Origin of the sequence: Haladaptatus sp. DYF46 (genome assembly GCF_021083305.1) — an archaeon.
GTDB lineage: Archaea > Halobacteriota > Halobacteria > Halobacteriales > Haladaptataceae > Haladaptatus.
The window spans coordinates 1,987,634-2,014,062 of sequence record NZ_JAJFAY010000001.1; the positions used below are offsets into that span (position 1 = coordinate 1,987,634).

Genomic DNA, 26,429 nt, shown 5'->3' on the forward strand with positions numbered 1-26,429 from the left:
GCGCGAAGACGGGCAAAAAACCTTCTCCCGTCGTCGGCGAGGTTTCGGAGAAACCTCGAAACGGGAACGATGAGCGAAGCGATTCGCGCATTCCGCGCGAATCGCTCGAATGGCGAGAAGGCGTAGCAACTCGCGACGGTCCGTCGCGGAAGTGGAGGGTAAGCGTATCCGCTACGCTGTGGGACAATATATCGTGTATGAACAAACCGCAATCGGGAGTGATTGCGGTCTGAGTGCAACCTTGCCCCGTCGGGCGTGCTGATAACATGCACCATGAACCTTAGCAGTTTGGATTGACGCAATTTAGTCACTCAGTCTTTAATAACGATGACGGAGGAAGAACGAACGATGATAGACACCGTCGTTATCGCCACCGATGGTTCCGAGAGCGTCGAACGGGCAGTGACGGTCGCACTCGACCTCGCGCGTCGGTTCGACGCCGACGTTCACGCCCTCTACGTCGTCGATGCGGGCGAGGTGGACTCCTCCCCGGAAACGCTCCGCGAGGAGTTCCAGGACGCGCTCGAAGCACAGGGCGAGGAGGCGCTCGAATCGATACGCGAACGCACGGGCGGGAGCGTCGTCACCGCCGTTCGGGAGGGCGACCCCGCCGCCGAAATCGGGGAGTACGCCCGCGAACACGACGCGGACATGGTGGCAACGGGGACGCGGGGGCGACACGGGGAGAACCGCTTTCTCATTGGAAGCGTCGCGGAGCGCGTCGTTCGAACGTGTCCGACACCCGTGCTGACGGTTCGGCAACTCGACCCCAGCGAGGCGTAGGGAAGATATATGGCGGGATGATGCAATGATTCCTTCATGACTGCCATCGAATTGAACGGCGTTTCCAAACGGTTCGGGAACGTCGTCGCCCTCCGTAACTTGAACCTCCGAATCGAGGAAGGAGAGGTGTTCGGCTTTCTCGGCCCGAACGGCGCGGGAAAATCGACGACAATCGATATGATTCTCGATTATGTTCGACCGACAGAGGGGACAGTCACCGTCTTCGGGCACGACGCCCAGCGGGAAACCCGGAGCGTCCACGAACGAATCGGCGTCCTTCCCGACGCATATCACGCCTACGACCACCTCACGGCGCGTCAACACCTCGAATTCGTCATCGAGACTCGCGGCGTGGACGACGACCCGATGCGAGTCCTCCAGCGCGTCGGCATCCCCGAGGCCGCCGACCGGCGCGCCGAGGGATTCTCGAAGGGGATGACCCAGCGACTCGTCCTCGGCATGGCGCTCGTCGGCGACCCCGACCTGCTCATTCTGGACGAGCCGACGACCGGACTCGACCCGAACGGCGCGCTCGCGATGCGGGAGATCATCCGCGAGGAGCGCGACCGAGGGACGACCGTGTTCTTCTCCAGCCACATCTTGGAGCAGGTCGAAGCCGTCTGTGACCGCGTCGCGATTCTCGACGAGGGGAAACTGGTCGCCGTGGATTCCATCGACGGCCTCCGTCGGGCCGTCGGCGGCGGCGTGTCGTTGACCGTGGAAGTGAGTCGTCTTCCGGAAGGAACCATCGAACGGGTGCGCTCGGTCGAGGGCGTCGAGAACGTCACGGCCGAGGGGACGACGCTCGTCGTCGGTTGTCGAAACCAAGCGAAGAAACGTGTTCTCGATACGATCGAATCGACCGGCGTCACCGTCGAGGACTTCGAAACCGAGGAAGCGTCGCTCGAAGACCTGTTCACCACGTACACGGCGGAGGTGCCCGCATGAGATGGCGCATTATGGCGAAGAAAAATTTCCTCGACGCGTACCGAAAGTGGTCGCTCGGCATCGCCGCCATCACCTTCGTCCTCTTTCTCACCGTCCCCGTCTACATGGGGATGAGTAGAACGAACGCGCCCGGCGATGCCGACTTCTTCTCCGTGGTCGGGTTCGTGGTTTTCTTGGTCCCCCTATCGGCGCTCATGATGAGCTACGACGCCATCGCCGGTGAACGCGAACTCGGGAGCCTCAAACTGTTACTCGCGTTGCCGTACACCCGTCGGGATGTCGTCACCGGAATGGCCGTGGGACGTGCGGCGGTCGTCGGCACGGCGGCGATGGTCGGTATCTTCACCGCGACCATCGCGTTCCTCGTGTTCGGTGGTACCGTTCAGGTCGGCAGTTACCTCTCGTTCCTCGTCCTCGTGCTGTTACTTACTGCGGCGTACACGGCGTCGGGGGTTTGCTTCTCGGCGGTCTCGCCGACGAGCAACCGCGCGATGGCGACGAGCGTCGGCTTTCTCCTCCTGACGCTCATCGGCTGGTCGTCAATCGCGCAGCTGCTTCGGTACGTTCTGAACGGGTTTTCGAGGCCGTCCGGCGGCCGACCCGAATGGGCGGTGGCCGTCGACAGCCTCAGTCCGATTCAAGCGTATTCGAACGGAATGAATACCCCCGTCCACACGAACGGGCCGGTCAGTTCGTTCTACAACACCGGTTGGTTTGCACTCCTCGTCCTGGTCGCGTGGGCCGTGATTCCGGTGATACTCGGCTATCGACGGTTCGCTTCGGTGGACATCTGAGTGACGGGAGCGAAGTGGATTCAATCCCTTTTCGGTCGAAACGAAGCCTTCAGGCCGCGAAATCGTCGTTCTTCTTCGGTCGATTCATAACCGGGAACTCTTTGCGACTCGGGTCGGAGTGGTGGTATGAAAGATTGGGTCATCGACGACGAAAACCTCTCGCTCGAACGAAAATCCCTCCTCCCGGGCGAGGGTTTTTTCTTCCCCGATTCGCTCGAAGCACGGCAGGAAGAACAGGAAGCGAAGGAAGAACTGACGGGTGCGGAACGGGCGGTCGTCGCCGACCCGGACGCCGACGGGTTGGCCGCGACGGCGCTCGTCCGTGAAGCCTACGGCGAGACGGCCCTCATCCCCGCGGGACCGCACGACCTCGCGGACGCGATCGAACGGGTCGTCGCGTACAGCGAACCCGGCGCGACGGTGTTCATTTGCGACCTCTGTCCCGACGCCTACGAACCCATCGCGACGGAACTCGAAACGCTGGTCGAGGAGGCCGAAGAGGTGTTCTGGTTCGACCATCACCAGTGGGACGACGCGGTGGCCGACGCGATCCGCGCCCTCGGCATCGAACTCGTCGTCGGCGAGTCGGACGAGGAGTGTACCGCGGACGTGGTCGCCCGGGCGCTCGACTACGACTTCCCGGACTACCTCGTCGAACTCGCGGCGGTCACGCGTGACCACGACCTCTGGCTTCGAAACGACCCGCGAAGCGACGACCTCGCGGACTACTCCTACTGGGCGGAACCCGAGGAGTACATGGAAGTCATCCAAGCGCACGGCGCGGACCTCCCGGAGGACGTCGAGGCGTTCCTCGCGGAACAGCGCGTCGAGAAGGAGGCCCTCATCGAACGAGCGGTCGAACGCGCCGACATGAAGCAGATCGGCGACTGGACGGTGGGCGTCACCTACGGCCGCTGTTCGCAGAACGAGGTCGCGGAGGCGATGCGCGAACGCGGCGCGGACGCATCGGTCGTCGTCAAACCCGCCGGAAGCGCGAGCATCCGCGGCACCGACGAGTTCGAGCGCTGCCACGAGGTCGCACGGCAGGTCAACGGCGGCGGCCACCCGAAGGCGGCGGGGTGCAAGCCGAGCATCTACGACGACATGCTGGACTACGCCCACCACTGGACGACACAAGGTGCGGTGACGAAACGAGTGATTCTGGAGGCGTTCTGGAACCTGAAACACGAAGACGACCAAGTGGCGGAGTTCGAAGCGGGAGAAACGGACGAAGTGGACGAAACGGACGAGTAAAACGGAGCGTGCGGTCGAAAACGGTCGAACCTCGTTCAGGGACGCAACGAGAGCGCGAGTTCTTTCTGCCGCGTCGCGTCTTTTTCCGGGTCGTCGCGTCCGCTATACCACAGGTCGAACCACGCGAGCGCGGAGAGTTGTGCGACGAAACGGTAGGCCCGCTGTCGCCGTTTAAAGCCGTCATCGGGCGTCACCTCGTTGGTTTCCTGATAGCCCGCCAACAGCGAGTCGTGGACGACTTTTCGTTGGTCGGCGTCGAGCGGTAGACGGCCACAGAGGTAGTGTTCGGTCGTTGCGAGGTCGTACTCGTGATGGCCCGTGAACTGGTTACCCCAGTCGAGGACGGTCCGGACGGCACCCGTTTCAGGATCGAGGAGGAGGTTCCCGAATCGGTAGTCGTCGTGGAGCAGTACCGGGTCGGGTGTGTCGGGGACGACTTCGAGATACTCGTCGAGTCCGGCACGGAGTTCATCGGTCAACTCGGCGAATCGACCCGACTCCTCGATACGCGCGAGGTTCTCCTCCGCGTCGGCGCGAAGCCGTGCGGGCCAGTCGGGTTCGAGGTTCGAAACCGAAAGGTCATCGACGGTCGGTTCGCTGTCGGTGTCCACGCCCGCACGAAGCCACCCGTACCCGTCGAACGTGGCGGCCGCGTGGAGTTCGCCGAGATGGCGTCCGGCGTCGCGGGCAGTGCGGGAGAGGGCGTCGTCGGTCAGCGACTCGGGGCCCGAAATCGCCTCGCCGGGCGCGCGTTTCATCAGGAAGAACGGTGCGGACACCTCGTCGTGGTCGTCCACGTAGCCGAGAACGTCCGGAACGGGAACGTCGGTTCGGCGACTCACGAAGTCGAGGACCCTCGGTTCGGCCCGAAACGACGTGGGGTCCACGAACGAACAGGATTTCAGCACGCAGTTCCGGTCCCCGTCCGGCATCCCGACGGTAACGAAGAACACGTCGTCGGTGCCCTCGTCCGCCGGTATCACGTCCGTGACCGTCCGCTCCCCGAGGATTTCCCGAACCAACCGCGGAACACGCTCGGTCTGTAAACTCGTGTTCGTCATAGTTTGGACGGTCGGTGACTCACGGCTACGGAGGTAGAAGCTTTGTGGTGTCGATTGGCCAACAACAAGCGCACCGACTCGGTTCGTTTAATTCGGGGCGCGACGAGGTCCGAGTATGAGTATTTTCGAGACGGACGACGCCGTCATCGGCATGGTTCACCTGCCCGCCCTTCCGGGGTCGCCCGGTTTCGACGGGAACTTCGACGCCCTCCGGACCCGCGCACTCACCGACGCCCACGCGCTCGAATCCGGCGGCGTGGACGCCATCATGGTGGAGAACTTCGGCGACTCGCCGTTCTACCCCGACGACGTGCCGAAACACGTCGTCGCCTCGATGACGCGCGTCGTCACCGAACTCCGGCAGGCCGTGGACTGCCCCATCGGCGTGAACGTCCTTCGAAACGACGCGGAAGCGGCCCTCTCGATTGCGACGGCCGCCGACGCGGATGTCATTCGTGTGAACGTTCACACGGGCGCACGCCTGACCGACCAAGGCGTCGTCGAGGGGCGAGCACACGAGACGCTCCGTCTTCGCGACGAACTCGACTCCGACGTGAAAATCCTCGCCGACGTGGACGTGAAACACTCCGCGCCGCTGGCCGACCGGCCCGCGACCGAACTGGTGGACGAAACCCTCGGCCGCGGCCGCGCGGACGGCGTGGTCGTGAGCGGCGTCGGCACCGGCCACGAAGTCGACACCGACCTGCTGGAATCCGTCGTCTCCTGCCGGGACGAAATCGGGGTGGACGCGCCGGTGTTCCTCGGCAGCGGGACGACGGCCGAGAACGTGCGCGACCTCCTCGATATCGCCGACGGCGCGATCGTCGGCACCGCGCTGAAGGAGGGCGGCGAGACGACGAACCGCGTGGACGAATCGAAGGTGAGAGAGCTGGTTTCGAGGGTCTGAGTTCGGAAACGCGGGGTGACGGTTTCGAAATGACCCGATCGGCCGCGAGGAGGTCGGACAGACGCATCTGCACGACCGATCAAAATACCTCGTTCGCCCCGAACAATCGAGTATGCGCGTTCGTAACGCGACGACCGACGACGTCGAGGCGGTGCGGGCAGTCCACGCCGAATCCATCGCGGAACTCGGACGCGAGGGCTACGACGAACGGCAGGTGGCCGCGTGGGCGGAAGGCTGCGAGTCGGCGGAGTACACGCCTGCCATCGAAGCCGATGCGGGCACGTTCGTCGTCGCGGAGGACGTGGACGTCGTGGCGTTCGGTACCGTCCGGTTCGAACCACCAAAAGAGCACGCGGCGGCGGTAGACGGCGAAGTCACGGGCGTGTACGTCCACCCGTCCGTCGCCCGAACGGGAGTGGGGTCCGCGGTCCTCGCGGAGTTAGAGCGTCGCGCGAGCGAGCAGGGAACGCGAACGCTCGGCCTCGCGGCGTCGCTGAACGCGGTCCCGTTCTACGAAGCACACAGATACGAGCGTGTGAGAGAGTGCGCTCACGAGTTTTCGAGTCGCGAGTCAACGGGCGTGACGGGAACGGTCGTGGAGATGAAAAAGAAGCTGTGAGACGAACCGTTTACAGGAACGCTTCGACGTCTTTTTCGGTCGGAAAGCCGCCTCTCGCACCCTCCGCGCCGCAGTTGAGCGCGGCCACGGCGGCCGCAAATCTGCCCGCCTCCTCCGCACTCCGCTCCCCGAGGAGCCATCGGTGAATGAGTCCGGCGGTGTGGGCGTCGCCCGCGCCGGTCGTGTCGGTGACGGAAACGTCGAAGGCGGGAATCTCGGAGACACCCGACCCATCGAACAGGAGCGCGCCGTCTCGTCCTCGGGTGACTACGCCGCGCTCGACGCCGCGGGCGCGCAGCTCCTCGACCGCTTCGCGCGGACCGACGCCGAGGTACGATCGGACCGGCACCTCGCTCGTGACCAACAGGTCGAAGACGGAGAGCGCCTCGTCCAACGTCTCGCGGGTGACGCCTCGGCCGTCGAGTTCCGAGAGCGGCCCGGAGAGGTCGAAGGCGAGCGGTGGCAGGTCGCCCGCTCTCCGGGCGGAGACGAGACGGGAAACGACCTCGTCGGGTGCGTAAGCGCTGGTGAAGACGACACGCGCTTTGCGAAGATAATCGAGATCTGCGTCGGTCAATCGAAGCGCGGGAACCGCATCGCCGCCCGCGATAATCATGCGCTCGCCGTCGGGGTCGCGGAGAATGAGACAGTACGAGGAATTCTCGTCGCCGCGGCGAACTCGGGTCGCGTCGATGCCGCGTTCTTCGAGGTCGGTTTCCACGAACGCACCCTCCTCGTCGTCGCCAACGCGCGCGACGACGCCGGTTTCGCGTCCGAGTCGCGTGAGGGCGGTGGCGACGTTGGCGGCGACCCCGCCGGCGGACCGCGATTCGTCGTGGACGAACGCCCCGCCGTCGGGTTCGGGGAGGTTCGATACCGAGTACACGTGATCCACCAGCGCGCTCCCGACCGTCACCGCGTCGAATGCCATTGTCGGGTGGTTGCGGTGCGGCGAGAAGTCGCTTGCGCTACGGCCTGCGGAACACGTAGGTCACACCCGCCCGTTCGATTCGAATCGCGCCCGCGTCGTGGTCGAAGACGACCGAGTCCGCCCGTCCGTCGAACTCGTGGAAGGGCATTCCGGCCGTCACGTGCCCGTCCTGTGCGACGGTAAACCGGGCGACGCCCATCCGCGCGACGAGTTTCGGTCCGTGGTCGTCGACGTCCGGCGCGAACCGGCGGAGATTGGTTTCGATTGCACCCCAGTCGGCGATGGGCACACGCTCTGCCATAGGTGAAACTCGGCAGGAGCGGAGAAAGCGATGTCGCCGGACGAGTCACTCTGCGGGGAGACGTTCGACTCCGGAGAACGAAAACCGTGTGCCACCGGCGTCGCTTTCGCCGATGGAGAGTTGCCACCCGTGAGAGTCCGCGATCTGTTTGACGATGGACAATCCGAGGCCGGTGCCTGACTCTTCGGTCGAATAGCCGGACTGCAACACCTGTTCGCGGCGTCCTTCGGGAATCCCGGGACCGTCGTCCCCGACGTAAAACCCGTCGGACATCGTGCCGACGGAGACGGTGACTTCGGGACCGCCGTGTTCGACCGCGTTCCGAAACAGGTTTGCGAACAGTTCCGTCGTGCGGTCACGGTCGGCGAGGAGTCGTCCGTTCGCGGATTCGGTGTCGAGCGTCGCGGGTTCGCTCTCGATGCCGTCCCACACGTCCGCGGCGAACGCTTCGAGGGAAATCGTCTCCGGTTCCAACGTCGTTTCCCCCTCGCGGGCGATTTCGAGCAGGTCGGAGATGATGGCTTCGATTCGGTCGGCCGCCCTTTCGATTTCGTCGAGATGTTCCGGTTCGCCCGTCTCACGGGCGAGGTTGAGATAGCCGTAGATGATGCTCAACGGGCCACGGAGGTCGTGTGAGACCTGACTCGCGAACTCATCGAGGCGCTCGTTTTCCTGCACGAGCGCGTCTTCCCACTCCCTGCGCTCGGTCACGTCCCGAACCGCACACACGTACTCGTCGTCGGCGACGGCGGAGACGGTGAGCGTCAGCGTGAGCGTGCTCCCGTCCCGTCGTTTGCCCGTGATTTCACCGCTCCACTCCCCGTCGGAATCGACCGTCGAAACGACCTCCGAGGAGAGGAAGTCCACGGCGTCGTCCGTGAGCGTCGTTCCCCACTTCCGGCCAACGAGCGTCCGGGAGTCGTAGTCGAACAACTCGGCGTAGGCCTCGTTGACGTAGTTGAACCGGAAGTCGTTCGTGAGCAAGGCGATACCTTCGCGGGTAGTGTCGATGGCCCGAAAACCCCGGTGAACCTGTTTCTCGATGTATCGGCGTGAGACCGCTTGTTTGATTTGCGACGTGAGAGTGACGAACCGAGCGCCCGACGTCCCCTTCTGGAGGTAGTTCGTCGCGCCCGAGGAGATTGCGCTGCTGGCGACGTCCTCGTTTCCCGTCCCGGTGAACACGATGAACGGGAGGTACGGGCGGGCTTCGCGTACCGTTTCGAGGAGATCGAGTCCCGAACCGTCGTCGAGTTCGTAATCGCTGACGACACAGTGGATGCCGATATCGCGTTCGAAAAGATACTCGATAGCGTCGTCGGTGTTCGTGACGCAGATGACCCCCTCGATGTCGTCCTCACGTTCCAGCGTCCGCCGAGACAGTCGAAGGAAATCCTCGTCGTTGTCGACGTGAAGAACCCGAAGTCGAGCGGGAAAGTCGTGACCGATCGAAACCGGATCCACGTTCGCCATGTACTTTTCACTATCGAGGGAGCCACAAGGCATATATCTAACTGCTTCAGAATGAATCGAACTCGTGGCAGTGCTCCCCGTTCGAGTCGCCCGTTTACCGGTCCCCGGCGACCCATTTGTGGGAGAAGGCGGTCCCACAGGAACAGTAGGCGTAGGCGTGGACGACGTCACCGTCGGCGTACAGGCCGCCGACCTCCTCGTTTTGCTCCTCGACGAACGCGAAGACGAACTCCACGTCGTGGTCGCCCTCCGGACAGTCGCCGCCCGCGAGGTCGGTCGCGACGGTTCCCTCGGTTCCCATCGCTTCCTTCGCGAAACCCATGGCGTCCATGCCGGTGGCCTTCTTGAACACGTTCCGCCCGGTTTCGCCCGGAACGACCAACAGCAGGCCGCCGGGAACCGGTTCACCGTACTCGGCGAGTTTGTCACCCGAGACGAACGAATCGGCGAGAAAGAGCGCCACGTCGTCCGGACGCTCGCCCAACAAAAACTCCTCTCGCTTGCTCATTTGTCCTCGACCTGTTGTGCGATGTCGGCGAGGCTTCCGTTCGGCGCTTCCGTCGCCTCGTACACCGCCCGCGAACCGGGTTCGCGGATGCCGTATTTGTATCCCTCCTCCACCACGTCGATGAGGACCGACTGGCCGAACGAGCGATTGCTGTCGTCGAACCATTCGGCGAGGCGGTTCTCGCCCTCGCCCGGATTTCGCGCGAGTCGGGGCGTGTCGTACACGCCGCGGATGAGTCGGCCATCGTCGGTCAACGGCCGTTCGATTCTGGCGCGATACTCCGTGTCGTCCATCACGATGCGGACGATTTCGTCCGCCGGGAACGCTCCCTCGTCGTCCGCGGAAATCTCGATGTTCGCACGATTCGTCGCACCCGCCTGCGCCAGTGTCGCCCTGACGGTTTCGGTCGTATCACTCGAAACCCGTTGCGTCATACTCGTGAAAAGATTGTGTAAATGTTTGAGTGTTCCGCCGCGTTACTCGTCGTCTTCGTCGCCGTCGCCCTCGCCGTAGAGGGACTCGACGGACTCGTCGCCGTGCTCGCTGATGCGAACGTTGAGCTGTGCGACGTCCTCGCTGACTTCCTTGCCGCGGACCGAAATGCGTCGTCGCTCGCCGTCTCGCTTGGGGTTGTACCCCGTGCCGCCTTCGAGGAGGACGTCCTTGAGATCCGGGCCGGCGACGTCGCCGCGCATCGGGCGACCGGCGTTGTCCGAGCCACCGGTGATTTCGACGGAATACCCGTCGAGGCCGACGGCACCGCCGTCGACTTCCTCGCCGATGGACTTGCCGAGGAATCGGTTCGCATCCTGTCCGTCTATATCGCGCTGATAGGCCACCCCGGAATCGGGGTCCGCAACGACGACCTGAAAGTTTGCCATACGGAACGAATATCGGTCACACCCTAAAAGGACATCGAAACCCACTCTCTCGGACGAAACCGCTTTCCGGCGTCCGGTCGTGTTTCGGAGGCAGGGGAGGATGACAGACGCATATTATTTCGTCAGCGACCTTCACGTGGGGGGCGACGAACAGCTACAGGAGTGTGAGTTCGAAGACGAGTTCGTCGAGTTCCTACGGACGCTCGAAACGACGGACGAGGAGGCCGAACTGATAATCCTCGGCGACGCGTTCGGCCTGTGGGAGTTCACCCAATCGGCCGGGATGACGAAGTTCGACCTGCTCGTCGAACACCACCCGAAACTGTTCGAGCAGTTTCGGAGGACGGGCGAGAACGTCCGCATCACGCTCATTCCCGGCAATCACGACGCCGAACTGGCGGGGTATCCCGAGTACGTGGAGCGACTGGCCGAGTACAACGTCACGCTCGACCCGACGCTCTCGCTGACCAGACGCGTCGCCGGGAAGAAGATATGGATAGAACACGGCATGCAGGAGGACGCGCACAACCGAATGCCCGAGTTCGGCAACCCGCGGGCCAACCCGCTCGGCTACTTCGTCAACCGCCACATCACGGGGAAGGCCGGACAGCTCTCGGGGCGGGGGAAGTACAACTGGCTCAAGGACATCCAGTCGCTCACGCCGTTGGAGGAGATTCCGGACTGGATAGCGTCGAACTACTTCTACCGCGAGATGAGTCCGTTCCTGCGATACGGCGCGCTGCCGTTCCTGTTGTTGTTTCAGGTCAGTCTCATCTACCTCGTCGCCCTCGTGGTGGAGGCGACCGGCGTGCTCGGGTCACACATCGTCACGAACGCCACGACCTCGTTTCTCCGCCAACTGGGCTTGGTCGGCGACGTCGTCGAGTTCGTCATCTACGTCAACCTCGTCGTCGTGGCCCTCCTGTTCGTCATCTCGATACCGCTGTACTTCTTCGCCCGCGACGTGCGAAAGACGCTCGAACGGTTCGGCCTCGTCAGGAAGGAGAAACCCGACGAACCGTCGGACGCACCCTACGTCGCCGCCGCCGAGGACGTGTTCGAGGAGTATCCCGACGTCGTGGCGTACATCTACGGCCACACCCACCGCGTCTCGCTGACGAAGGTCGGCGAGCGCGTCATCATCAACACCGGAACGTGGCTCAAGCGACTGCACCGGACCTCGACCATCGTCGGCATCCTCCCGCCGGTGTACTACCCCTCGTACCGGTTGAACTACTTCCGAATCGGCGAGGAAGCGGGAAACGTCGTCGTCGACTACCACACCATCGAGAAGGAAGCGCCGAAGGAGTTGACGTTCCTCCAACGACTGCTGACTCGGCGGCCGAAGCGGGAGGCGAAGATTCCCGACCGAACCGTCATCGAGGCGTCCGAAAAGGAAGTGGTGGAGTCGGCGGGGAAGGAGTAGCCGAAATACAATCGGTGACGCGTTTCGGAAAATCACAGACCTTATCGTCCGTTGACTGATTGTGGAACTCGATGGAGTTCGCGCGACAGAACGGAGAGAGCGCCGAGATGACCGGATTTCTGCCGATTCTGTTGGCGAACCTCGTTCCGCTCGGTGGCTTCATCTGGTTCGACTGGTACATCCGAGAGCTGTTGGTGATTTACTGGATAGAAATCGTCGTCACCCTCGTGCTGTACAGCGGTGCCGCGCTCTTCGCCGAGCGACGTGTCGTGCTTGAGGGACGGACGATGTTCCTTCCCGGCATCGGCAGGGACACGGAGTTGGACGAGTCGAAGTGGGATACCGACCCGGACGGAATTCGACTCGCGGGATGGTTGCCACCACTGTATCGTCGGAACGTCGGACTGGTGGCGTGGTCGCTGGTTTGGGGTGTCGGCTTCTCGGCGTTGCCACTCGCACTGTACCGGTCCACCATCGAGTCGGCCATCACCCCGGCCGTCGTCGGGTCGGCCCTGATCATGGCCGTCTCGCAACTCGCCAGGGTCCGCCGCGAGTTCTTCGGCAACCACGAGTACGAGACGATGTCCGTACACATGGTCCTCGAAATCCCCTGTCGAATCATCGCATTCATGGCCATCTGGATGATGCTCCTTCACGTCGCGGGCATGTTCTTTCTCGTCGGAGCGGTGGTGATGTTCGAGGATATCGCGCGGAGCGTACTGACGAGAAATGTCATCGAAATATGCTACGTGACGGCCGTACTGCTCGGCAAGTTCACCGTCGAGTGGTCGCAGTTCCGGGTGAACCACGCGGAAAATCCCGGCCGAATCGCCGACTGGTTCACACCGCAGGACCCGCTGGCGGAGTAGATACCTCGTTTGATGGTTGATCCCGCAGTCGTTGGGTGCATGGGCAGTGCAAGAACGGTACAAATCTGTCGGACGGCTCAACCGGAGGACCCGAGAGCCACCGTTTCCGTCGAGATGATTACCGCGAATATCACGGAGGAATCCACGGCAGTCGTCGAAATCGGGCTGACGTGGAAGGGAGACGCGTCGGTACTCCTGTTCGGAAACACCGCCCCAATCGAACTGCCCTGCCGTTGTTCTCGACCCGAAACCGGTCCGGTACTGCTCCCGTCCCCTAACGGGTACGAACGACGAGAGGACGAGCCCGAATGCTGGAAACCGAATCTCCCGGAGGACGACGATTTCGGCCATCCGCTGGGTCTCATGCGGAGGGAAGTCGAACGAGGAGAACTGCTTTCCTGCCGAGTGGAAATCTGGGGAGACCATCGGTCGAAAAGCTGTCTCGAACCGGGCGAGTACTCGTTCCGAGAGACGCTCTCTGTCGAGAACGAGGGGCACAACGAGTGGGGATTCACGATTCGAATCGAGAACTGAAATCGACCGAGTAGCTTTTCACGAAAATAGAAAGCACCCGAACAAGCGAACGAAGTGAGCGATAGGCACGCCGCATTTTCAGCGAACTAGCAACCGTACCGCGAGCCACGAGGCGCGGAGCGCCTCGGGAGCGCGGGCCGACGACTGAGCGGAGTGAAACGAAGCGAAGGAGGAGTGCTTTTGGTCGAGCTTTTACAGGGAGACGGCCAGCGCCCGGACGAATCGTCCGGGCGCTGGCCGTCGACCGTCGTAAAAGGTCGTTTAGAAGGGGTAGCGTCGCTGGTCGCGCTGCACCGAAATCCACTTCTCCTGCGTGAGTTCCTCGACGATGGCGTCGCCGTCGTAGCGACCGATTCCGGAGCCTTTCACGCCGCCGAAGGGGACGTGGGGTTCCTCGTTGATGGGTTGGTCGTTGATGTGAACCATCCCGGCGTCGATGGCGTCGGCGAGGTCCTGTGCGCGGCCGAGGTCGCCCGCGTGGACCGAGGCGGCCAGTCCGTACTCGGTGTCGTTGGCGAGTTCGACGGCCTCCTCGTCGGAGGAGAACGGGATGACCGGCGCGGTCGGACCGAACGTCTCGTTGCAGGACGCGGCCATGTCGTTTGTCGCACCGGAGAGGACGGTCGGTTTGACGAACAGGCCGTCGTGGTGGCCGCCGGTTTCGAGGGTCGCGCCCTCCTCGACGGTCGAGTCGATGTAGTCGAGAATCTGGTCACGCGCGCCCTCGTCGATGATGGGACCGATGACGTTGTCGCGGTCGGTCGGGTCGCCGATGGGGAGTTCCTCCGCGCGCTCGGTCAGTTTCTCGACGTACTCGTCGTACACGTCCTCGTGGACGAGGTGGCGGTTGATGGAGATGCAGACCTGCCCCTGGTGGAGGAACGACCCGAACACGGCGGAATCGATGGCGGCGTCGAGGTCCGCGTCCTCGGTGACCACGTGGGGGTTGTTCCCGCCGAGTTCCATCGCGGGGAGCGCGAGGTTCTCGGCCGCGAGGCTGGCCACGTGCTTGCCTACTTCCGTCGACCCCGTGAACGCCATCACGTCGAGTTCGGGGTGGGTCGCCATCCGGTCGCCGATTTCCGAGCCCTTGCCGGGGACGACGTTGAGCAGTCCCTCGGGGAGTCCGGCCTCCTCGAAGAGTTCGGCGAGGAGCAGGCCGCCGGTGACGGGCGTCGGCGAGGCGGGTTTGAGAACGACCGCGTTCCCGAGCGCCAGCGCGGGCGCGACGGCGCGCATCGAGAGGTTGAACGGGAAGTTCCACGGCGAGATGACGCCGACGACGCCCATGGGAATCCGCTTGACGTGGTTTTCCTTCCCCGGAATCATCGAGTCCTTGATTTCGCCGCCAACGCGGAAGGGAAACTCGGTAGACTGGTTGGTGATTCCCTTGGCGGTCTGCCACTCCGCGTAGGCTTTGATGCTCGCGCTCCCCGACTCGACCGCCAGCGAGTGGAGAATGTCGTTTCGGTGTTCGTCCAGCAGGTCGAGCGCGGACTGGATGACGCCGATTCGCTTGGCCGGGGGTTGGTCGGCCCACTCCGACTGTGCGGCGGCGGCGGCCTCGTAGGCGCGGTTCACGTCGTCCTCGGTCGCGGCCGGGACGGACGTAATCTGCTCCTGCGTCGCCGGGTTCATCACGTCGATTTCGTCCCGGTCGCCGCCGGGTATCCATTCGCCGTCGATGTAGAGGGCGTTCCAGTCGCCATCCAAGGTGTAGGCTCTGTCCGACATCACCCTGAACTCGGGCGTTCGTGGTGATAAATGGTCAGGAACCGGCGGCGTGGCGGTTTCCGACACGCGACCGAACCGACGAAGAAAAACGGCTTCGCCCGTTACTCCCCCCAATGAATATTCAGTTTCTCGGCGGGGCGCGCGAGGTGGGTCGAAGCGCGATTCTCGTCAACGACTCCCTCCTCCTCGATTACGGGATGTTGACGGGGAACCCGCCCCAGTACCCGGTCGGCGACGTGGACCCGGACGCGGTGGTCGTCACCCACGGGCATCTGGACCACGTCGGCCTGCTTCCGTCCCTCCTCTCGAGGGACGACTGGCCGCCGATTCACTGGACGCCGCCGACGTACGAACTGACGCGACTGCTGGCGCGCGACACGCTGAAACTGCACGGCGGGAGCTACGACTGTCCGTTCACCGGCGCGGAAATCAAGCGGTTGACGCAGGTATCCGAACCGCACGGCTACCGGGAACCGTTCGAGGCGGCCGGACACGAAATCACGTTTTTCAACGCTGGACACATCCCGGGAAGCGCCCACGTGTTGGTGGACGACGGCGAGACGCGACTGCTTTACACGGGCGACTTCCACACCGGCGACCAGCGGTTGCTGTCGGGTACCACGGCACGGCCCGACGCGGATATCGTCCTCTGCGAGAGCACCTACTCGGACGTGGACCGCGGGGACCGGGCCGCGACGGAACGGCAGTTCGCGGAGAGCGTCGAGACGACGGTGTGGGAGGGCGGCACCGTCGTCGTCCCCGCGTTCGCCATCGGCAGAACGCAGGAGATGCTGATGGTGTGTGAAGCACACGACATCGACTGCTACGTGGACGGGATGGGAACGCAGGTGACGCGGATGCTCCGCCAGCAGTCCGAGTTCGTCCGCGACCCCGACGCCCTCCAACGGGCCGTCTCCAACGCGCGGTTCGTGACGGGCAAAAACGGCCAGCGCAAGCGAATCGCACGGAAGAACACCGTCATCGTGACCACCTCCGGGATGCTCACCGGCGGCCCGGCGATGACCTACATCCCCGAAATCCGGGCCAACCCGGTCAACAAGATCGCGATGACGGGCTATCAGGTCGAGGGAACGCCCGGCCGGGACCTCCTCGAACACGGGCGGGGCGAAATCGACGGCCGGGTCATGCCCGTCAGCGCGCAGGTCGAGTCCTACGACTTCTCCGCCCACGCCGACCGCGACGGCCTGCTCTCGTTTCTCGATTCCTACCGCGACGCGGCGGTGCTCGTCAACCACGGGGACAGGTGCGACGCGTTCGCCGAGGAATTGGGTGCCGACGGCTACGACGCGGACGCGCCCGAGTTAGGCAGTCGGTACGAAATCGCCGGGGACGGCGCGACGACTCGCGTTTAAATCGGGCGGGACCACCACTTCGACCAGCGACCGTTCGGTTTCGTCTGCCAGCGCTGGTGAACCTTCGGACGGCGCGCCGCCTTCGGTGCGTCTTCGAGGCCGAAGACGACGAGTCTTCCGTCCGGCGTCCGTGCGACGTCGAGACCGGCACACCTGACCCTGCCGAAGCGCTCCCACAGCGACCAGTCGCCGTTCGGCGCTTGCTGTGTCAAACGGTGCAGTTTGTGGCCGGTGATGAACACCTCCACCCGCCCGGCCGCGTCCCGACCGACCGCGACGGATTTCGCCTTCGGTCGGTGGAATATCTCGAAGTCCTCGGGGTAGCTGAGTTCGCTCCACGTCTCCTCCCACTCCGTCTCCTCGAATCCGACTTGGCTGATGTGTATCGGCACGTCGTCGTCCCGGACGAGGAACGCCACGAGACGTCCGTCCTCGTTCTCCCCGACGGCGAGCGAGTGGCCGTTCGCCCGTCCGCGCCGATGCCACTCGGCCCACTCGTGGCCGTTCGGTTCGAGTTGCCAACAGTGGTGGACGCCGTACAGGAACTCCTTTTCGACCGTCGTTAGGTTCGAGTCCTCGTCGGGGTAGTTGAGCGAGAAGACCTGAAGCCGTTCTTCCGCGTCGCGCACGGCGACGATTTCGTTCCCCGCTTTGTCCCCTCGCGCCTCCCAGTCGGTCCACGCCGTTCCGTTCCGCTCCGTTTGCCTCGCGTGGAACGTCCCTTTCCTCGGGTCGGTGACGAAGGCTTCGAGTCGGCGGTCGCCGTTCGGTGCGACGGCGACCGATTCGCCCGGGCGAGGTTCGCCGCCGAGGAGACGCCACTCTTCCCAGTTACCCACGCCGTCAGCGTCGGTGTCCGATTCCCGACGCGTGTGATACGTTCCGTGTTCCGGGTCGGTGACGAACACCTCGACGCGGCCGTCCTCGTTGCGACCGGCGGCGAGCGCTTCCCCTTCGGCACCCTCCAGACATTCCCATTCGGTCCACTCGGTTTCGGACCCGACCTGCCTGCTGGCGTACACCTCGCGGTCGAGGAGGACGAACAGTTCGAACTGACCGGTATCGGTGCGCTCTGTCGTGATTTTCATGGTGAGTTATCCTTTCATCTCCGGCAGTCGGACGAGGTCTTCGGGGTTCTGGGAGGCGTATATCACGATGCTTCCCTCCTGTCGCTGTCGTTTCAACAGATCCTCGCCCATCTCCCGGTCGAGGTCGGCGAAGACCTCGATCGCCGTGAGAACGTCCGGTTGCGAAATTCCCCGTCGAGCGGGCGGCAGTCTGCCACCCGCTTCGATTTTCTCCTCCAGCATGACGCGAACGTATTCGGCGAGGTCTATCGTATCGGTCAGCTGCTCGTGCCACGATGGCGGATAGATGCTGACGTTGTCCCCCACGCGGTAGAGGTTGTTCCCGGGGATCCACGTCGGCGAATCGGTCAATCGTTCTTCGAGCAACACGTGAGTGTGTTCCCTGTCGTATCCGAGCGCGTCGGCGTAGGCGTCGAGTCGTTCCATCGAGACGCCCGGTTCGTCCCCGTGATGGTGGCGTTCGAGGTATCTTACGAAGTCGTCGATTTGGTACTCGCGGTCGCGGAGCGAGAGGTCATCGACCAGTTTTTCATCAACAATGACCATGATACTCAGTTCCACCGACAGCTCGATAAAACTCCGTAGAACCGTTCTGAGAGCTCACAGTTAACCGCTACTGGCGACGGGAAATGTTTCATCGCCGCCGGACGCTAAAACGTGAGGTGCGACGACGAACTCGGCATATCGTCGTCATCGTCCTCCTCGATACCGCCTTCGTGTGCGAACTCGCACGTTCGGTCGGTCAGGTAGACGATGCCGTCGTCCACGGTCACGTCGACGGAGACGAGCGTCGAACCCGCGGCCTTCCCGTTGTCGCAGTGGCCGGAACAACCGTCGAACATCGACCCGTGTTTCGGACAGATGATGTCGCCGTCGCGCATCGCCGCTCCGAAGCCCCGATCGAGTCGTTGGTCTGTTTCGTGCTGGCAGAAGTTCTTCCACGCGGCGATGCAGTCGCCGGTGTGGACGAGAACGACCTCCTCTTCCGACCCGTCGCGTTCACGGACCGTGAACAGAAACGAACCGTTTTCGGGGAGGTCCTCGACCGTCGTCAATCGCGTCGCGTCGTCGGTCGTCACCATATCCGGTTCCTCTCGTTCCCGGGGATTAAAACGTTCTTTCCGTCGAGGAGAATCAGTCGTTGACCGACTTCGCCCGTCCGAAGTCGTAGGTCACGCCGGTCAACTCCTCCGATTCGTCCCACAGGCGCTCTGCGACCGCCTCGTCGTAGGAACGGTCGCTGGACGACTGGACGGAGGGCAGTCCGCGCATGTTCATCAACCCGTCGGGGCCGACGTACTCGCCGCCGGTAATTTCGGGTGCCGTCGCGGCGTAGAGCATCGGCAGCGCGCCGCGTTCGGCGCTCTGGGCGATGAGCGCGTTCGCGATGCGCATCATCCACAGTCGGAGGGTAGAACCTTCCTCCTTCGGGCCGCGTCCCTGCAGGTTCGTACTCGCGTACCCCGGATGGCAGGCGACGCTCGCCACGTCGTCGATTCCCGCGGCGTCCAACCGTCGGTCGAGTTCGTAGGCGAACAACAGGTTCGCCAGTTTGCTCTGCGCGTACGCGTCCCACTTGTCGTACTCCCGTTCCCCCTGCAAATCGTCGAAATCCATCTCTCCGTCCTCGTGGACGCCGCTGCTCTGGGTGACGACGCGCGTTTCGCCGTCGGTTTCCACCAACGAATCGAGGAGGCGACCGGTGAGCGCGAAGTGTCCGAGGTGGTTGACGCCGAACTGGAGTTCGAAGCCGTCGGCCGTTTCGGCGCGGGGGACGGCCATCACGCCCGCGTTGTTACAGAGGACGTGCAGGTCGTCGTACTCCGACTCGAAGTCGTTCGCGAAGGCATGAATCGAAGAACCATCCGCGAGGTCGAGTTCGCGAACGTCGAGCGTCGCGTCGGGGGCTTCGGTGAGAATTCGACCTTTCATCGTCCTCGCGTGATTCGTCCGCCGGCAGGCCATGACGACCGTCGCGCCGTTTCGTGCGAGGGCGCGCGTCACCTCGTATCCGAGGCCGCTGTTCGCGCCCGTAACGATCACCGTCTTCTCGTTCACGTCCGGCATTCGGTCCGCGGTCCACCCGGAATCGGTCATACGACCGTCTACGGCCGCACGGTACAGAAATCCACCGCCCGACGAGGTTGGACGGGGACCTCGCCGTCCGCAACTCCCGCTACAACCCGCCCGCGCCCGTCGGCGCGTCGGGGAGGTCCGCCGGTTCGACCGGGATGCCGAGTTCCTCCAGCGCGGCTTCGAGGTGCTCCCCCTTCGCGTACTCGGAACCGTCCTCCTCGCGCTTTCGCTGGGCCACCGCGAGTACCTCCGCGCGTCTGTCGTCCGGGATGTCGAACTTGTCAGTCGTCAGTTCGATGGTCAGGCCGTTGTGATCCGAGGTGTACAGCGAGTAGAAGATGCTCCGGTCGAACTCGTTGTACCGGCGGCCGTGCGCTTCGAGTCGTTCGCGGACCTCCTCGATTCGCTCCGGGTCGAATCGGAACGCGAGGTGGTGGACCGCGCCGATTCCGGTTCGCTGTGGTGCGGGGTTCGACTGGCGACCCTCCTCGACGAAGAAGGTGATGATGCGACCGTCGCCGCTGTCGAAGAAGAGGTGCGTGACGTTCGGCGCGTCGAGGTTCGGTTGGCGGAGGACGAGCGGCATCCCGAGCACGTCCCGGTAGAACTCGACCGTGTCCTCCTCGTTGCTGCCGATGAGGGTGATGTGGTCGGTTCCGGTGAGGGGAACTGCACCCTCGGGGCGCTCGGCGGTTATCGGTGCCTCGTGGGTAGTAGGTTCGTCGGACATGGTGTTCTCACCCGTTCGTTGGCTCCGAACGGCGATATACTCTCGTGGACGGGAGCGTCACCACATGGCATCGATGTCAGTGGGAACGGCCGCGAATCCCTCACTTCAGTTCACCGACGGCCCGCGCGAGTCGCGGGAAGACCAGCGCACTGCCGACCGAGAGGAGGACCACGACCGTTGCCGTGACGGCGGGCGAGTGGAGCGCGAGATCGATTGTCGTGCCAGTATAGGCCACCACGGCGACGACGACGTTGTAGTAGAGGAACCGAAGGAGAAATAGGAGGGGAGTCACCGGAGGCCAATCGACGTCGAGCCACGGACCGCGAAACGTCCCGACGCAGACGACGAGCGCCAACCACGAGAACAGCGCGGCGAACTTCAACTGCGCGTTGGGTTCCGCGTCCATCAACCCGTAGAAGGCCGGTAGAGCGAGAAACGTCACTTCCCCGACGGCGAAGAAGACGCTCTCGACCCACTTCTCGACGCCCTCCTTTTCGTCGCGGGTTCGAAGCTGGCGCTCCTCCGTCGAGTAGTCGGAGCCGTGACCGGTCATGGGAAAAAGTTGGGCGGCGTCGCACATAAACGTGGGGAGGGAACCGGTCGTCAACGCCGGGAGAGTCAATACGCGCAGGAATACAGTTGGAAAGAAATGATTTCCGAGGCGGTGTTCAAACGGGGTTTCGATACCCACAACCGGACGTCAGCGGCAAAAACGTTCGTTCGGGCGGTTCCTTTTTACCCCGTCCGACCAATCCACGAACGATGAGTAACGGCCCCGACGAGGAGCCACCCGTAGACCGAAAGTCACCGGTCGGAAAACCGGTCGTCCGTGGCGACGAGACGATAACCGGCCCACGGGCACGGGAAGCGAAAGCGTTCGATCCGAACGACCCGGAAAGCGTGGACGAGGCAGCCCGAACCGTGCGTGCGTTCGCGGGCGGAAGCCCCGGCAACGAGGACAACGTGTACATGTTGCGCGGGGCGGCGGCCTGTGCGGCGCTGGTCCGCGGCGTCGGATCGTACAAAGGGGCCGCGGAGCGGGCGGGCGGCGAAACCACGGTGGCCTTCATCCGAAAATGGGCACGGGTACACGACCTCCCGCGCTCGATTCGACGCCACGTCGCCGTCGGGCACATCGCGCCGACGGCGGCCAAACACATCGCGCGGGTCGACGGCGACGCCCGCTACCAACTCGCGTGGGCCATCCTCGACAACTCGCTGACCGTCCGCGAAGTGCGCGCCATCGTCAGCGACATCAGCGACGGGACGACGCCGGAGCACGCACTCCGAAATCACGGCGTCACGCTCGGCGAAGTGACGCTTTCGCTCCCGCCGGACCTGTACCGCGAACTCCGGCGGGAGGCCGCACTCGCCGACGAAGAACCGGAACAGGTGGTCGCTCGGGCGCTCGAAAAGGAACTCGATTGAAACGAACCGAAAATCGAACGCGAATCAGTCGAGAAACGTCCGTGCGGCTTCGGTGATGACCGTTCCAGCCGTCAGCACGTCCGGCCACTGGACCGTCTCGTTCGGGAAGTGTGCCTGTTCGATCATTCCCGGTCCGAACACGGCGGTGGGGATTCCGGCGGCGACGTAGTGGCGCGAGTCGGCACCGTACGTCTCCCCGCGAAGCGTCGTGTCGAGACCGTTCGCCCCCATCGCCGACTGGAGCGCGCCGACGACCGGTTCGTCCGCGTCCGTCTCCGCCGCCTCGAACTGGATGGAAAAGCGCTCGAACGTCGGCGGATGTTCGCGAAGCCACTCGTTCCCCTCGACCACTTCGGCGAGTCGCTCCTCGTACATCGCTTCGACTTCGTCGACGGTTTCTCCCGGCGCGACGCCGAGCCGCATCTCCGCGGTGAGCGTCGCGGGGACCGACGAGGACCACGTCCCGGCTTCCACCGTTCCGATGACGATAGGCCACGAAACCGGGAACTCGTCGTACAGTGGATGCGTGACCGACTCGTTTCGCTCGGCTTCGAGTTCGTAGAACGCCCGTCGAATCGCCTCGAAATGGGGGAGTACGCTCTCCCCGCGCCACCGCGTTGCCGCGTGCGCGGAGCGACCGGTGATGTGTAACCGTTTCATGACCGTTCCCTCGACCGCGACGACCGGCGTGAGGTCGGTCGGTTCCGCGACGATGGCGGCGTCGCGCTCGAACGGGTACGGGTTCGACAGCGCCGCCGCAGCGGCACCGATTCCGCCTTCCTCCTCACCGACGACGCTCTCGACGACGAGTCGCCCGTTCAGTCCTTCGCCGTTCTCGTGGAGGTGTTTTGCGGCGAAGACGCATGACGCGAGTCCGGATTTCATATCGACCGCACCGCGGGCGGTGAGGTCGTCGCCGTCCCACGTCGGTTCGAAGGGGTCAGTGTCCCACGACTCGCGGGCGACCGGAACCACGTCCATGTGTCCGTTGAGAACCAGCGTCGGGCCGTCGTCCGGGTCCCCGAACTCCAAGACGCCCGCGACGCTCGGACGTTCGGCGAGGGTCGGTCCGCCCGCGCTCGCTTCGGTGTGTTCGATGTCGGCGGGGTCGTCGGGAAACGACGGATGCTCGGACAGTTCCTCGGCGTGGGTCGTCCACTCGTACGTTTCGAACCCCATCTCGGACAGTCGCTCCGCGAACCATTCCTGTGCGGGACCTTCGTCGCCTCCCGTCGTGTCGAACGAACAGAGCCGTTCGACGAACGCGCGCAACTCGTCACCGTGTGCCGTATCGAAATCGGTCATGATTCGACTGTCGAGGGCGAGGGAGAAAACGATACGCACCCCGGAAATGGCACGCAGCGAAGTGGAATGGCAAACGTTTAAACGTCGTAACTCGCAAGAAGAGATGAGGGCTGGTAGCTCAGTTAGGCAGAGCGTCTGGCTTTTAACCAGACGGCCAGGGGTTCAAATCCCTTCCAGCCCGCTTCTGCGAGGAACGGACGTGACGAGCGAAGCGGCTCAAGGGATTTGAGGTAGACCGAGGTTCTGCGCACCGCGCAGGTTCTCGGGCGTGGTTCAAATCCCTTCCAGCCCGCTTCTGCGAGGAACGGACGTGACGAGCGAAGCGGCTCAAGGGATTTGAGGTAGACCGAGGTTCTGCGCACCGCGCAGGTTCTCGGGCGTGGTTCAAATCCCTTCCAGCCCGCTTCTGCGAGGAACGGACGTGACGAGCGAAGCGGCTCAAGGGATTTGAGGTAGACCGAGGTTCTGCGCACCGCGCAGGTTCTCGGGCGTGGTTCAAATCCCTTCCAGCCCGTATTTCTCGCGACGAACAATTCGTGAGCCGCGAGGATAGTTCTGAAGGATTTGAAATAGACAAGACGCATGCCCGGGAAGCGACTACGAGGCGCTTGCGCCTCGATGCGAACGGCAACGCCGTGAGCGAGCGACCCGGAACGTCTTGGCGTCGTTCAAAATCCCTTCCAGCCCGTTTTCACGGCGAAACGAATGCCCGGCGACTTCGTTCAGTAGATATTATAAGTCATCCGAACACAGAACCGGATATGAACCGCTACGTTTCGGATCCGCTCGAACCGCTCGGAATCGCGTTCGGGGTCCTACTCGTTCTCATCGGAATCGGCACCCTCGTCGGAACGCCATGGGCACACAAATCGGGAAGCGCACTCCTCATGCTCGGTCAAATACTCGGCGGTGTCGCAGCGATCGGCATCGGCGGAGCTCTGGCGTGGATCGCTCGGACGTGAAAAGAGGTCGGTCGTTCTTATCCTTTGAACGGGAGGTAAGCGAGCATTCCGATGAGCGCCGCCGCGATGACGCTGAGGATGGAGACACCCCACAGTCCCGCGATGCGCTCGTGGAAGTGTGCTATCGACTCCTCCTGTTCGTTGTAGGCCTTCACGTCGGACGACAACAGGACCTTCTTGCCCTCAGCGTGGGCAACGAACGTCTTGTTGTTCGGGCCGAGTTCGGCCGTGGAACCGCTTTCGAGCGAGGTCGTCGTCGTCTTCGGAGCCTTCCACTGGAGCATCACCGCTTCAGCCGTGATGTTTTTGACCGTCGTGGAGTTGTTCGAGTACTGGAAGGAGTTACCCACGCGCAGCGTCTTGGTCTCGGGTTCACCGAACTGCTGACGTTTGTACTCGTCGACCGGAACGAGCGACTTGTTCCCGTCGCTGCCGTTGGTGACAACGTACGTTTCGTTGCCCTGCTTGACCGTCTGCGTGTCGTTCGTGAGGTTCTGGAACTCACGGAGGGTCGCCTTCTGCGGTTTCGACTTGTTCGGAATGAGGACTTGGAACGTCGTATTGTCCTGTTTGACTGTCGAATTGTTCGCCAGTTCGGCCGAATACGTGGCGGCTTGCTGGGTCCACGCGACCTCCGCGGAGCCTCCACTCAAGGACGTCACGTTGTACTGCCGACCGTCGACAGCGAACTTCTGTCCTTGCTGTGAAAGCGTCTGATCCGGGTTGTTCACCGAAACCGTCGGCTCCTTAGCCATGCCGACCAGTGAGTATGCCCCGGCAGAAATGACGAGGAAGATCGCAATGTATACGCCCGCTGCTCGTCGTTGCATACTCTAGCCCCGGTTCGCGTTCGGTATAATGGTTACTTTTTGGTTACACGGTTTCCCCCTTCTTTTCATTAGCGCCGAAAACGAACGTGAGGTATGAAATTCGGTGTCATCAGCACGGCAAGCATCGGTACGAACGCCGTGATTCCGGCCATCAAGGAGGCAGGACACGAAGTCACCGCGCTCGCGTCGCGAAACGAATCCCGTGCTGCGACCGTTGCGGAGCAACTCGACATACAACACACCTATGGAACGTACGAGGGGTTGCTCGAAGACGACGAGATAGAAGCGGTGTACAATCCCCTCCCGAACGCACTCCACGCCGAATGGACGAAGCGGGCCGCGGACCACGGCCTTCACGTCCTCTGTGAGAAACCCCTGGCGGTGAACGCCGCCGAAGCGCGCGAGATGAGTGCGTACTGTGACGAGCGTGGTGTCACGCTAATGGAGGCGTTCATGTATCGCTACCATCCTCGGACACAGCGCGCGGTCGAAATCGCACGAAAGCTGGATATTCGCTCCTTCGAAGCTAGCCTTCGATTTTCACTGGACGACCAGGAAGACGTTCGACTCGACCCGAACCTCGCGGGTGGGTGCCTGATGGACGTCGGTTGCTACACGGTCAATGCCGCCCGCTTGTTCCTCGGCGAACCCCAACGCGTGTACGCAACAGCGACCGACACCATGAACAGCGGCGTCGAAACCGAACTAACGGCCATCCTCGAATACGAAGACGGTGTGACGGCGACACTCTCCTCGGGATTCACGACGGCCGGTGCGGAACGGTATCGAATCGAAGCCACCAACGGATGGCTCGAAGCACGGGACGCGTTCGTTCCATCGAAAGACGATGAAACCGAACTGACGTACCGAATCGACGACCGACACGACGTGGAGAGGTTCGACCCGACGAATCAGTACGCCCTCGAAATCGACCACTTCGTCGAGTCCATCGAGACGGGACGTCCACCGATGACGGATGCGACAACCGCGATACGGACCATGCAAATCATCGACGCCATCGATGAGAGTGTCCGCGAGAGAAAACCGCTTTCACTCTAAACGCATCCCAGCCGACACGATATCGATCAGAAAGTGGAGAGTTTTTCGAACGGAGAACGGACCGAAATGTGACAGGAAAGTGCAAAATGAGTATTACTGTGAGTATTACCCGCGGAGGAAATCGGGTCGAATGCCACATGGCGGTCGCTACGAAGACGGATTCACAAAAAGCCAAGGGCCGGATTTGAACCGGCGATGGGCGGCTCTGCAGGCCGCTGCGTTCGGCCGGACTCTGCCACCTTGGCGCAGGCTTTGCTTCGTATCGGTCCGGTTTAAGCATAGCGGTCTCCCGCGAATCGGGATATTCGGAATCATCGACGCACGACCCTACCCTGCAGTTCGAGTCGAATTGAGGCCGGAGTAGCAAACGGAAACGTCCAAGAAAAATCGTATCAGAAGTTCGCTGGCAACGATTCGTCGAGCGATGTCTCTCGGCGTCCGAATAAAATACAAAAACCCCCACAGAGCCGCTACTCTGTGAGGGTTGATGACTGTAAGTATGAGTGGGAGGCGGCGAATCGAATTTCCCAGAGGCTCGCGCACTCCAGTACTGAC

29 protein-coding genes and 2 tRNA genes are annotated in these 26,429 nt (G+C 63.0%); 14 read left to right on the forward strand and 17 right to left on the reverse strand.

Annotated features, from left to right (window positions below; translation table 11 throughout):
- The first annotated feature begins 348 nt into the window (after nt 1-348).
- From LJF34_RS10885 to LJF34_RS10900, 4 genes are all read left to right on the forward strand, one after another.
- Nucleotides 349-783 carry a universal stress protein gene (locus tag LJF34_RS10885; RefSeq protein ID WP_231184987.1) on the forward strand — a complete coding sequence of 145 codons (435 nt, stop codon included), beginning with the start codon at nt 349-351 and terminating at the stop codon, nt 781-783.
- A gap of 36 nt (nt 784-819) precedes the next feature.
- On the forward strand, nt 820-1,731 hold the full coding sequence (locus LJF34_RS10890; RefSeq protein ID WP_231184988.1) for an ABC transporter ATP-binding protein: 912 nt from the start codon (nt 820-822) through the stop codon (nt 1,729-1,731).
- Nucleotides 1,728-2,525, forward strand: coding sequence for an ABC transporter permease subunit (locus LJF34_RS10895; RefSeq protein WP_231184989.1), 798 nt, complete (start codon nt 1,728-1,730; stop codon nt 2,523-2,525). The genes LJF34_RS10890 and LJF34_RS10895 overlap by 4 nt, the downstream gene beginning before the upstream one ends.
- A gap of 126 nt (nt 2,526-2,651) precedes the next feature.
- Nucleotides 2,652-3,779 (forward strand): recombinase RecJ, encoded by a 1,128-nt coding sequence (locus LJF34_RS10900; RefSeq protein WP_231184990.1) that lies wholly within the window; start codon nt 2,652-2,654, stop codon nt 3,777-3,779.
- Nucleotides 3,780-3,814: 35 nt separating this feature from the next.
- Here the strand turns inward: LJF34_RS10900 and LJF34_RS10905 are convergent, their stop codons facing one another.
- The gene (locus LJF34_RS10905) at nt 3,815-4,840 is read right to left on the reverse strand and encodes a phosphotransferase (RefSeq protein ID WP_231184991.1); all 1,026 of its coding nucleotides are present in this window, start codon (nt 4,838-4,840) and stop codon (nt 3,815-3,817) included.
- Between the two features lie 115 nt (nt 4,841-4,955).
- Between LJF34_RS10905 and LJF34_RS10910 the strand changes: the two genes are divergently transcribed.
- A complete protein-coding gene (locus LJF34_RS10910; protein ID WP_231184992.1) occupies nt 4,956-5,747 on the forward strand; it encodes a BtpA/SgcQ family protein in 792 nt (263 codons plus the stop codon).
- A 112-nt stretch (nt 5,748-5,859) separates the two neighbouring features.
- Nucleotides 5,860-6,366 carry a GNAT family N-acetyltransferase gene (locus LJF34_RS10915; RefSeq protein ID WP_231184993.1) on the forward strand — a complete coding sequence of 169 codons (507 nt, stop codon included), beginning with the start codon at nt 5,860-5,862 and terminating at the stop codon, nt 6,364-6,366.
- 10 nt (nt 6,367-6,376) lie between these two features.
- Here the strand turns inward: LJF34_RS10915 and LJF34_RS10920 are convergent, their stop codons facing one another.
- The 6 genes from LJF34_RS10920 to LJF34_RS10945 form a co-directional block, all read right to left on the reverse strand.
- Nucleotides 6,377-7,297: a carbohydrate kinase family protein gene (locus tag LJF34_RS10920; RefSeq protein ID WP_231184994.1), complete on the reverse strand. Its 921-nt coding sequence runs from the start codon at nt 7,295-7,297 to the stop codon at nt 6,377-6,379.
- 37 nt (nt 7,298-7,334) lie between these two features.
- Complete coding sequence (locus LJF34_RS10925; protein ID WP_231184995.1) at nt 7,335-7,598, reverse strand: hypothetical protein; 264 nt, start codon at nt 7,596-7,598, stop codon at nt 7,335-7,337.
- A 45-nt stretch (nt 7,599-7,643) separates the two neighbouring features.
- A complete protein-coding gene (locus LJF34_RS10930) occupies nt 7,644-9,071 on the reverse strand; it encodes an ATP-binding protein (protein ID WP_231184996.1) in 1,428 nt (475 codons plus the stop codon).
- Between the two features lie 94 nt (nt 9,072-9,165).
- Nucleotides 9,166-9,579 carry a DUF5807 family protein gene (locus LJF34_RS10935; protein WP_231184997.1) on the reverse strand — a complete coding sequence of 138 codons (414 nt, stop codon included), beginning with the start codon at nt 9,577-9,579 and terminating at the stop codon, nt 9,166-9,168.
- Complete coding sequence (locus tag LJF34_RS10940) at nt 9,576-10,013, reverse strand: hypothetical protein (RefSeq protein ID WP_231184998.1); 438 nt, start codon at nt 10,011-10,013, stop codon at nt 9,576-9,578. The genes LJF34_RS10935 and LJF34_RS10940 overlap by 4 nt, the downstream gene beginning before the upstream one ends.
- A 42-nt stretch (nt 10,014-10,055) precedes the next feature.
- A complete protein-coding gene (locus LJF34_RS10945; RefSeq protein WP_231184999.1) occupies nt 10,056-10,460 on the reverse strand; it encodes a 30S ribosomal protein S6e in 405 nt (134 codons plus the stop codon).
- A 100-nt stretch (nt 10,461-10,560) separates the two neighbouring features.
- On the opposite strand from LJF34_RS10945, the gene LJF34_RS10950 reads away from it, so the two are divergent.
- The 3 genes from LJF34_RS10950 to LJF34_RS10960 all read left to right on the forward strand — a co-directional run bounded on the left by LJF34_RS10950 (nt 10,561) and on the right by LJF34_RS10960 (nt 13,289).
- Nucleotides 10,561-11,886, forward strand: a complete 1,326-nt coding sequence (locus LJF34_RS10950) for a metallophosphoesterase (RefSeq protein ID WP_231185000.1) — start codon at nt 10,561-10,563, stop codon at nt 11,884-11,886.
- A gap of 71 nt (nt 11,887-11,957) precedes the next feature.
- Nucleotides 11,958-12,755, forward strand: a complete 798-nt coding sequence (locus LJF34_RS10955) for a DUF6498-containing protein (protein WP_231185001.1) — start codon at nt 11,958-11,960, stop codon at nt 12,753-12,755.
- Between the two features lie 39 nt (nt 12,756-12,794).
- Nucleotides 12,795-13,289 carry a hypothetical protein gene (locus tag LJF34_RS10960; protein WP_231185002.1) on the forward strand — a complete coding sequence of 165 codons (495 nt, stop codon included), beginning with the start codon at nt 12,795-12,797 and terminating at the stop codon, nt 13,287-13,289.
- Between the two features lie 261 nt (nt 13,290-13,550).
- On the opposite strand, the gene LJF34_RS10965 is transcribed toward LJF34_RS10960, so the two are convergent.
- Nucleotides 13,551-15,023, reverse strand: a complete 1,473-nt coding sequence (locus LJF34_RS10965; protein WP_231185003.1) for an aldehyde dehydrogenase family protein — start codon at nt 15,021-15,023, stop codon at nt 13,551-13,553.
- A 113-nt stretch (nt 15,024-15,136) separates the two neighbouring features.
- Here LJF34_RS10965 and LJF34_RS10970 point away from each other — a divergent pair, with 113 nt between their 5' ends.
- Nucleotides 15,137-16,396, forward strand: coding sequence for an MBL fold metallo-hydrolase (locus tag LJF34_RS10970; protein ID WP_231185066.1), 1,260 nt, complete (start codon nt 15,137-15,139; stop codon nt 16,394-16,396).
- Here the strand turns inward: LJF34_RS10970 and LJF34_RS10975 are convergent.
- The 6 genes from LJF34_RS10975 to LJF34_RS11000 form a co-directional block, all read right to left on the reverse strand.
- Entirely contained in the window at nt 16,393-17,484 is a 1,092-nt protein-coding gene (locus LJF34_RS10975) for a hypothetical protein (protein ID WP_231185004.1), read from the reverse strand. The genes LJF34_RS10970 and LJF34_RS10975 overlap by 4 nt on opposite strands.
- Nucleotides 17,485-17,490: 6 nt before the next feature.
- Entirely contained in the window at nt 17,491-18,030 is a 540-nt protein-coding gene (locus tag LJF34_RS10980) for a hypothetical protein (RefSeq protein WP_231185005.1), read from the reverse strand.
- A gap of 104 nt (nt 18,031-18,134) precedes the next feature.
- The gene (locus tag LJF34_RS10985; RefSeq protein ID WP_231185006.1) at nt 18,135-18,566 is read right to left on the reverse strand and encodes a Rieske 2Fe-2S domain-containing protein; all 432 of its coding nucleotides are present in this window, start codon (nt 18,564-18,566) and stop codon (nt 18,135-18,137) included.
- Nucleotides 18,567-18,618: 52 nt separating this feature from the next.
- Nucleotides 18,619-19,581 carry an oxidoreductase gene (locus tag LJF34_RS10990; protein WP_231185007.1) on the reverse strand — a complete coding sequence of 321 codons (963 nt, stop codon included), beginning with the start codon at nt 19,579-19,581 and terminating at the stop codon, nt 18,619-18,621.
- A 79-nt stretch (nt 19,582-19,660) separates the two neighbouring features.
- Entirely contained in the window at nt 19,661-20,290 is a 630-nt protein-coding gene (locus LJF34_RS10995) for a VOC family protein (RefSeq protein ID WP_231185008.1), read from the reverse strand.
- A 100-nt stretch (nt 20,291-20,390) separates the two neighbouring features.
- Nucleotides 20,391-20,843: a hypothetical protein gene (locus LJF34_RS11000; protein WP_231185009.1), complete on the reverse strand. Its 453-nt coding sequence runs from the start codon at nt 20,841-20,843 to the stop codon at nt 20,391-20,393.
- Between the two features lie 209 nt (nt 20,844-21,052).
- On the opposite strand from LJF34_RS11000, the gene LJF34_RS11005 reads away from it, so the two are divergent.
- The gene (locus LJF34_RS11005) at nt 21,053-21,718 is read left to right on the forward strand and encodes a hypothetical protein (protein WP_231185010.1); all 666 of its coding nucleotides are present in this window, start codon (nt 21,053-21,055) and stop codon (nt 21,716-21,718) included.
- 24 nt (nt 21,719-21,742) lie between these two features.
- Here the strand turns inward: LJF34_RS11005 and LJF34_RS11010 are convergent, their stop codons facing one another.
- Nucleotides 21,743-23,023 carry a M20/M25/M40 family metallo-hydrolase gene (locus tag LJF34_RS11010; RefSeq protein ID WP_231185011.1) on the reverse strand — a complete coding sequence of 427 codons (1,281 nt, stop codon included), beginning with the start codon at nt 23,021-23,023 and terminating at the stop codon, nt 21,743-21,745.
- Nucleotides 23,024-23,130: 107 nt separating this feature from the next.
- On the opposite strand from LJF34_RS11010, the gene LJF34_RS11015 reads away from it, so the two are divergent.
- A tRNA-Lys gene (locus LJF34_RS11015) sits at nt 23,131-23,204 on the forward strand.
- A 580-nt stretch (nt 23,205-23,784) separates the two neighbouring features.
- A complete protein-coding gene (locus tag LJF34_RS11020; protein ID WP_231185012.1) occupies nt 23,785-23,985 on the forward strand; it encodes a hypothetical protein in 201 nt (66 codons plus the stop codon).
- A gap of 17 nt (nt 23,986-24,002) precedes the next feature.
- Here LJF34_RS11020 and LJF34_RS11025 read toward each other — a convergent pair whose 3' ends face one another.
- Nucleotides 24,003-24,815 carry a hypothetical protein gene (locus LJF34_RS11025; protein ID WP_231185013.1) on the reverse strand — a complete coding sequence of 271 codons (813 nt, stop codon included), beginning with the start codon at nt 24,813-24,815 and terminating at the stop codon, nt 24,003-24,005.
- 93 nt (nt 24,816-24,908) lie between these two features.
- Here LJF34_RS11025 and LJF34_RS11030 point away from each other — a divergent pair, with 93 nt between their 5' ends.
- Nucleotides 24,909-25,874, forward strand: a complete 966-nt coding sequence (locus tag LJF34_RS11030) for a Gfo/Idh/MocA family oxidoreductase (RefSeq protein WP_231185014.1) — start codon at nt 24,909-24,911, stop codon at nt 25,872-25,874.
- Between the two features lie 169 nt (nt 25,875-26,043).
- On the opposite strand, the gene LJF34_RS11035 is transcribed toward LJF34_RS11030, so the two are convergent.
- Nucleotides 26,044-26,119 (reverse strand) — tRNA-Cys (locus LJF34_RS11035).
- Nucleotides 26,120-26,429 lie beyond the last annotated feature (310 nt).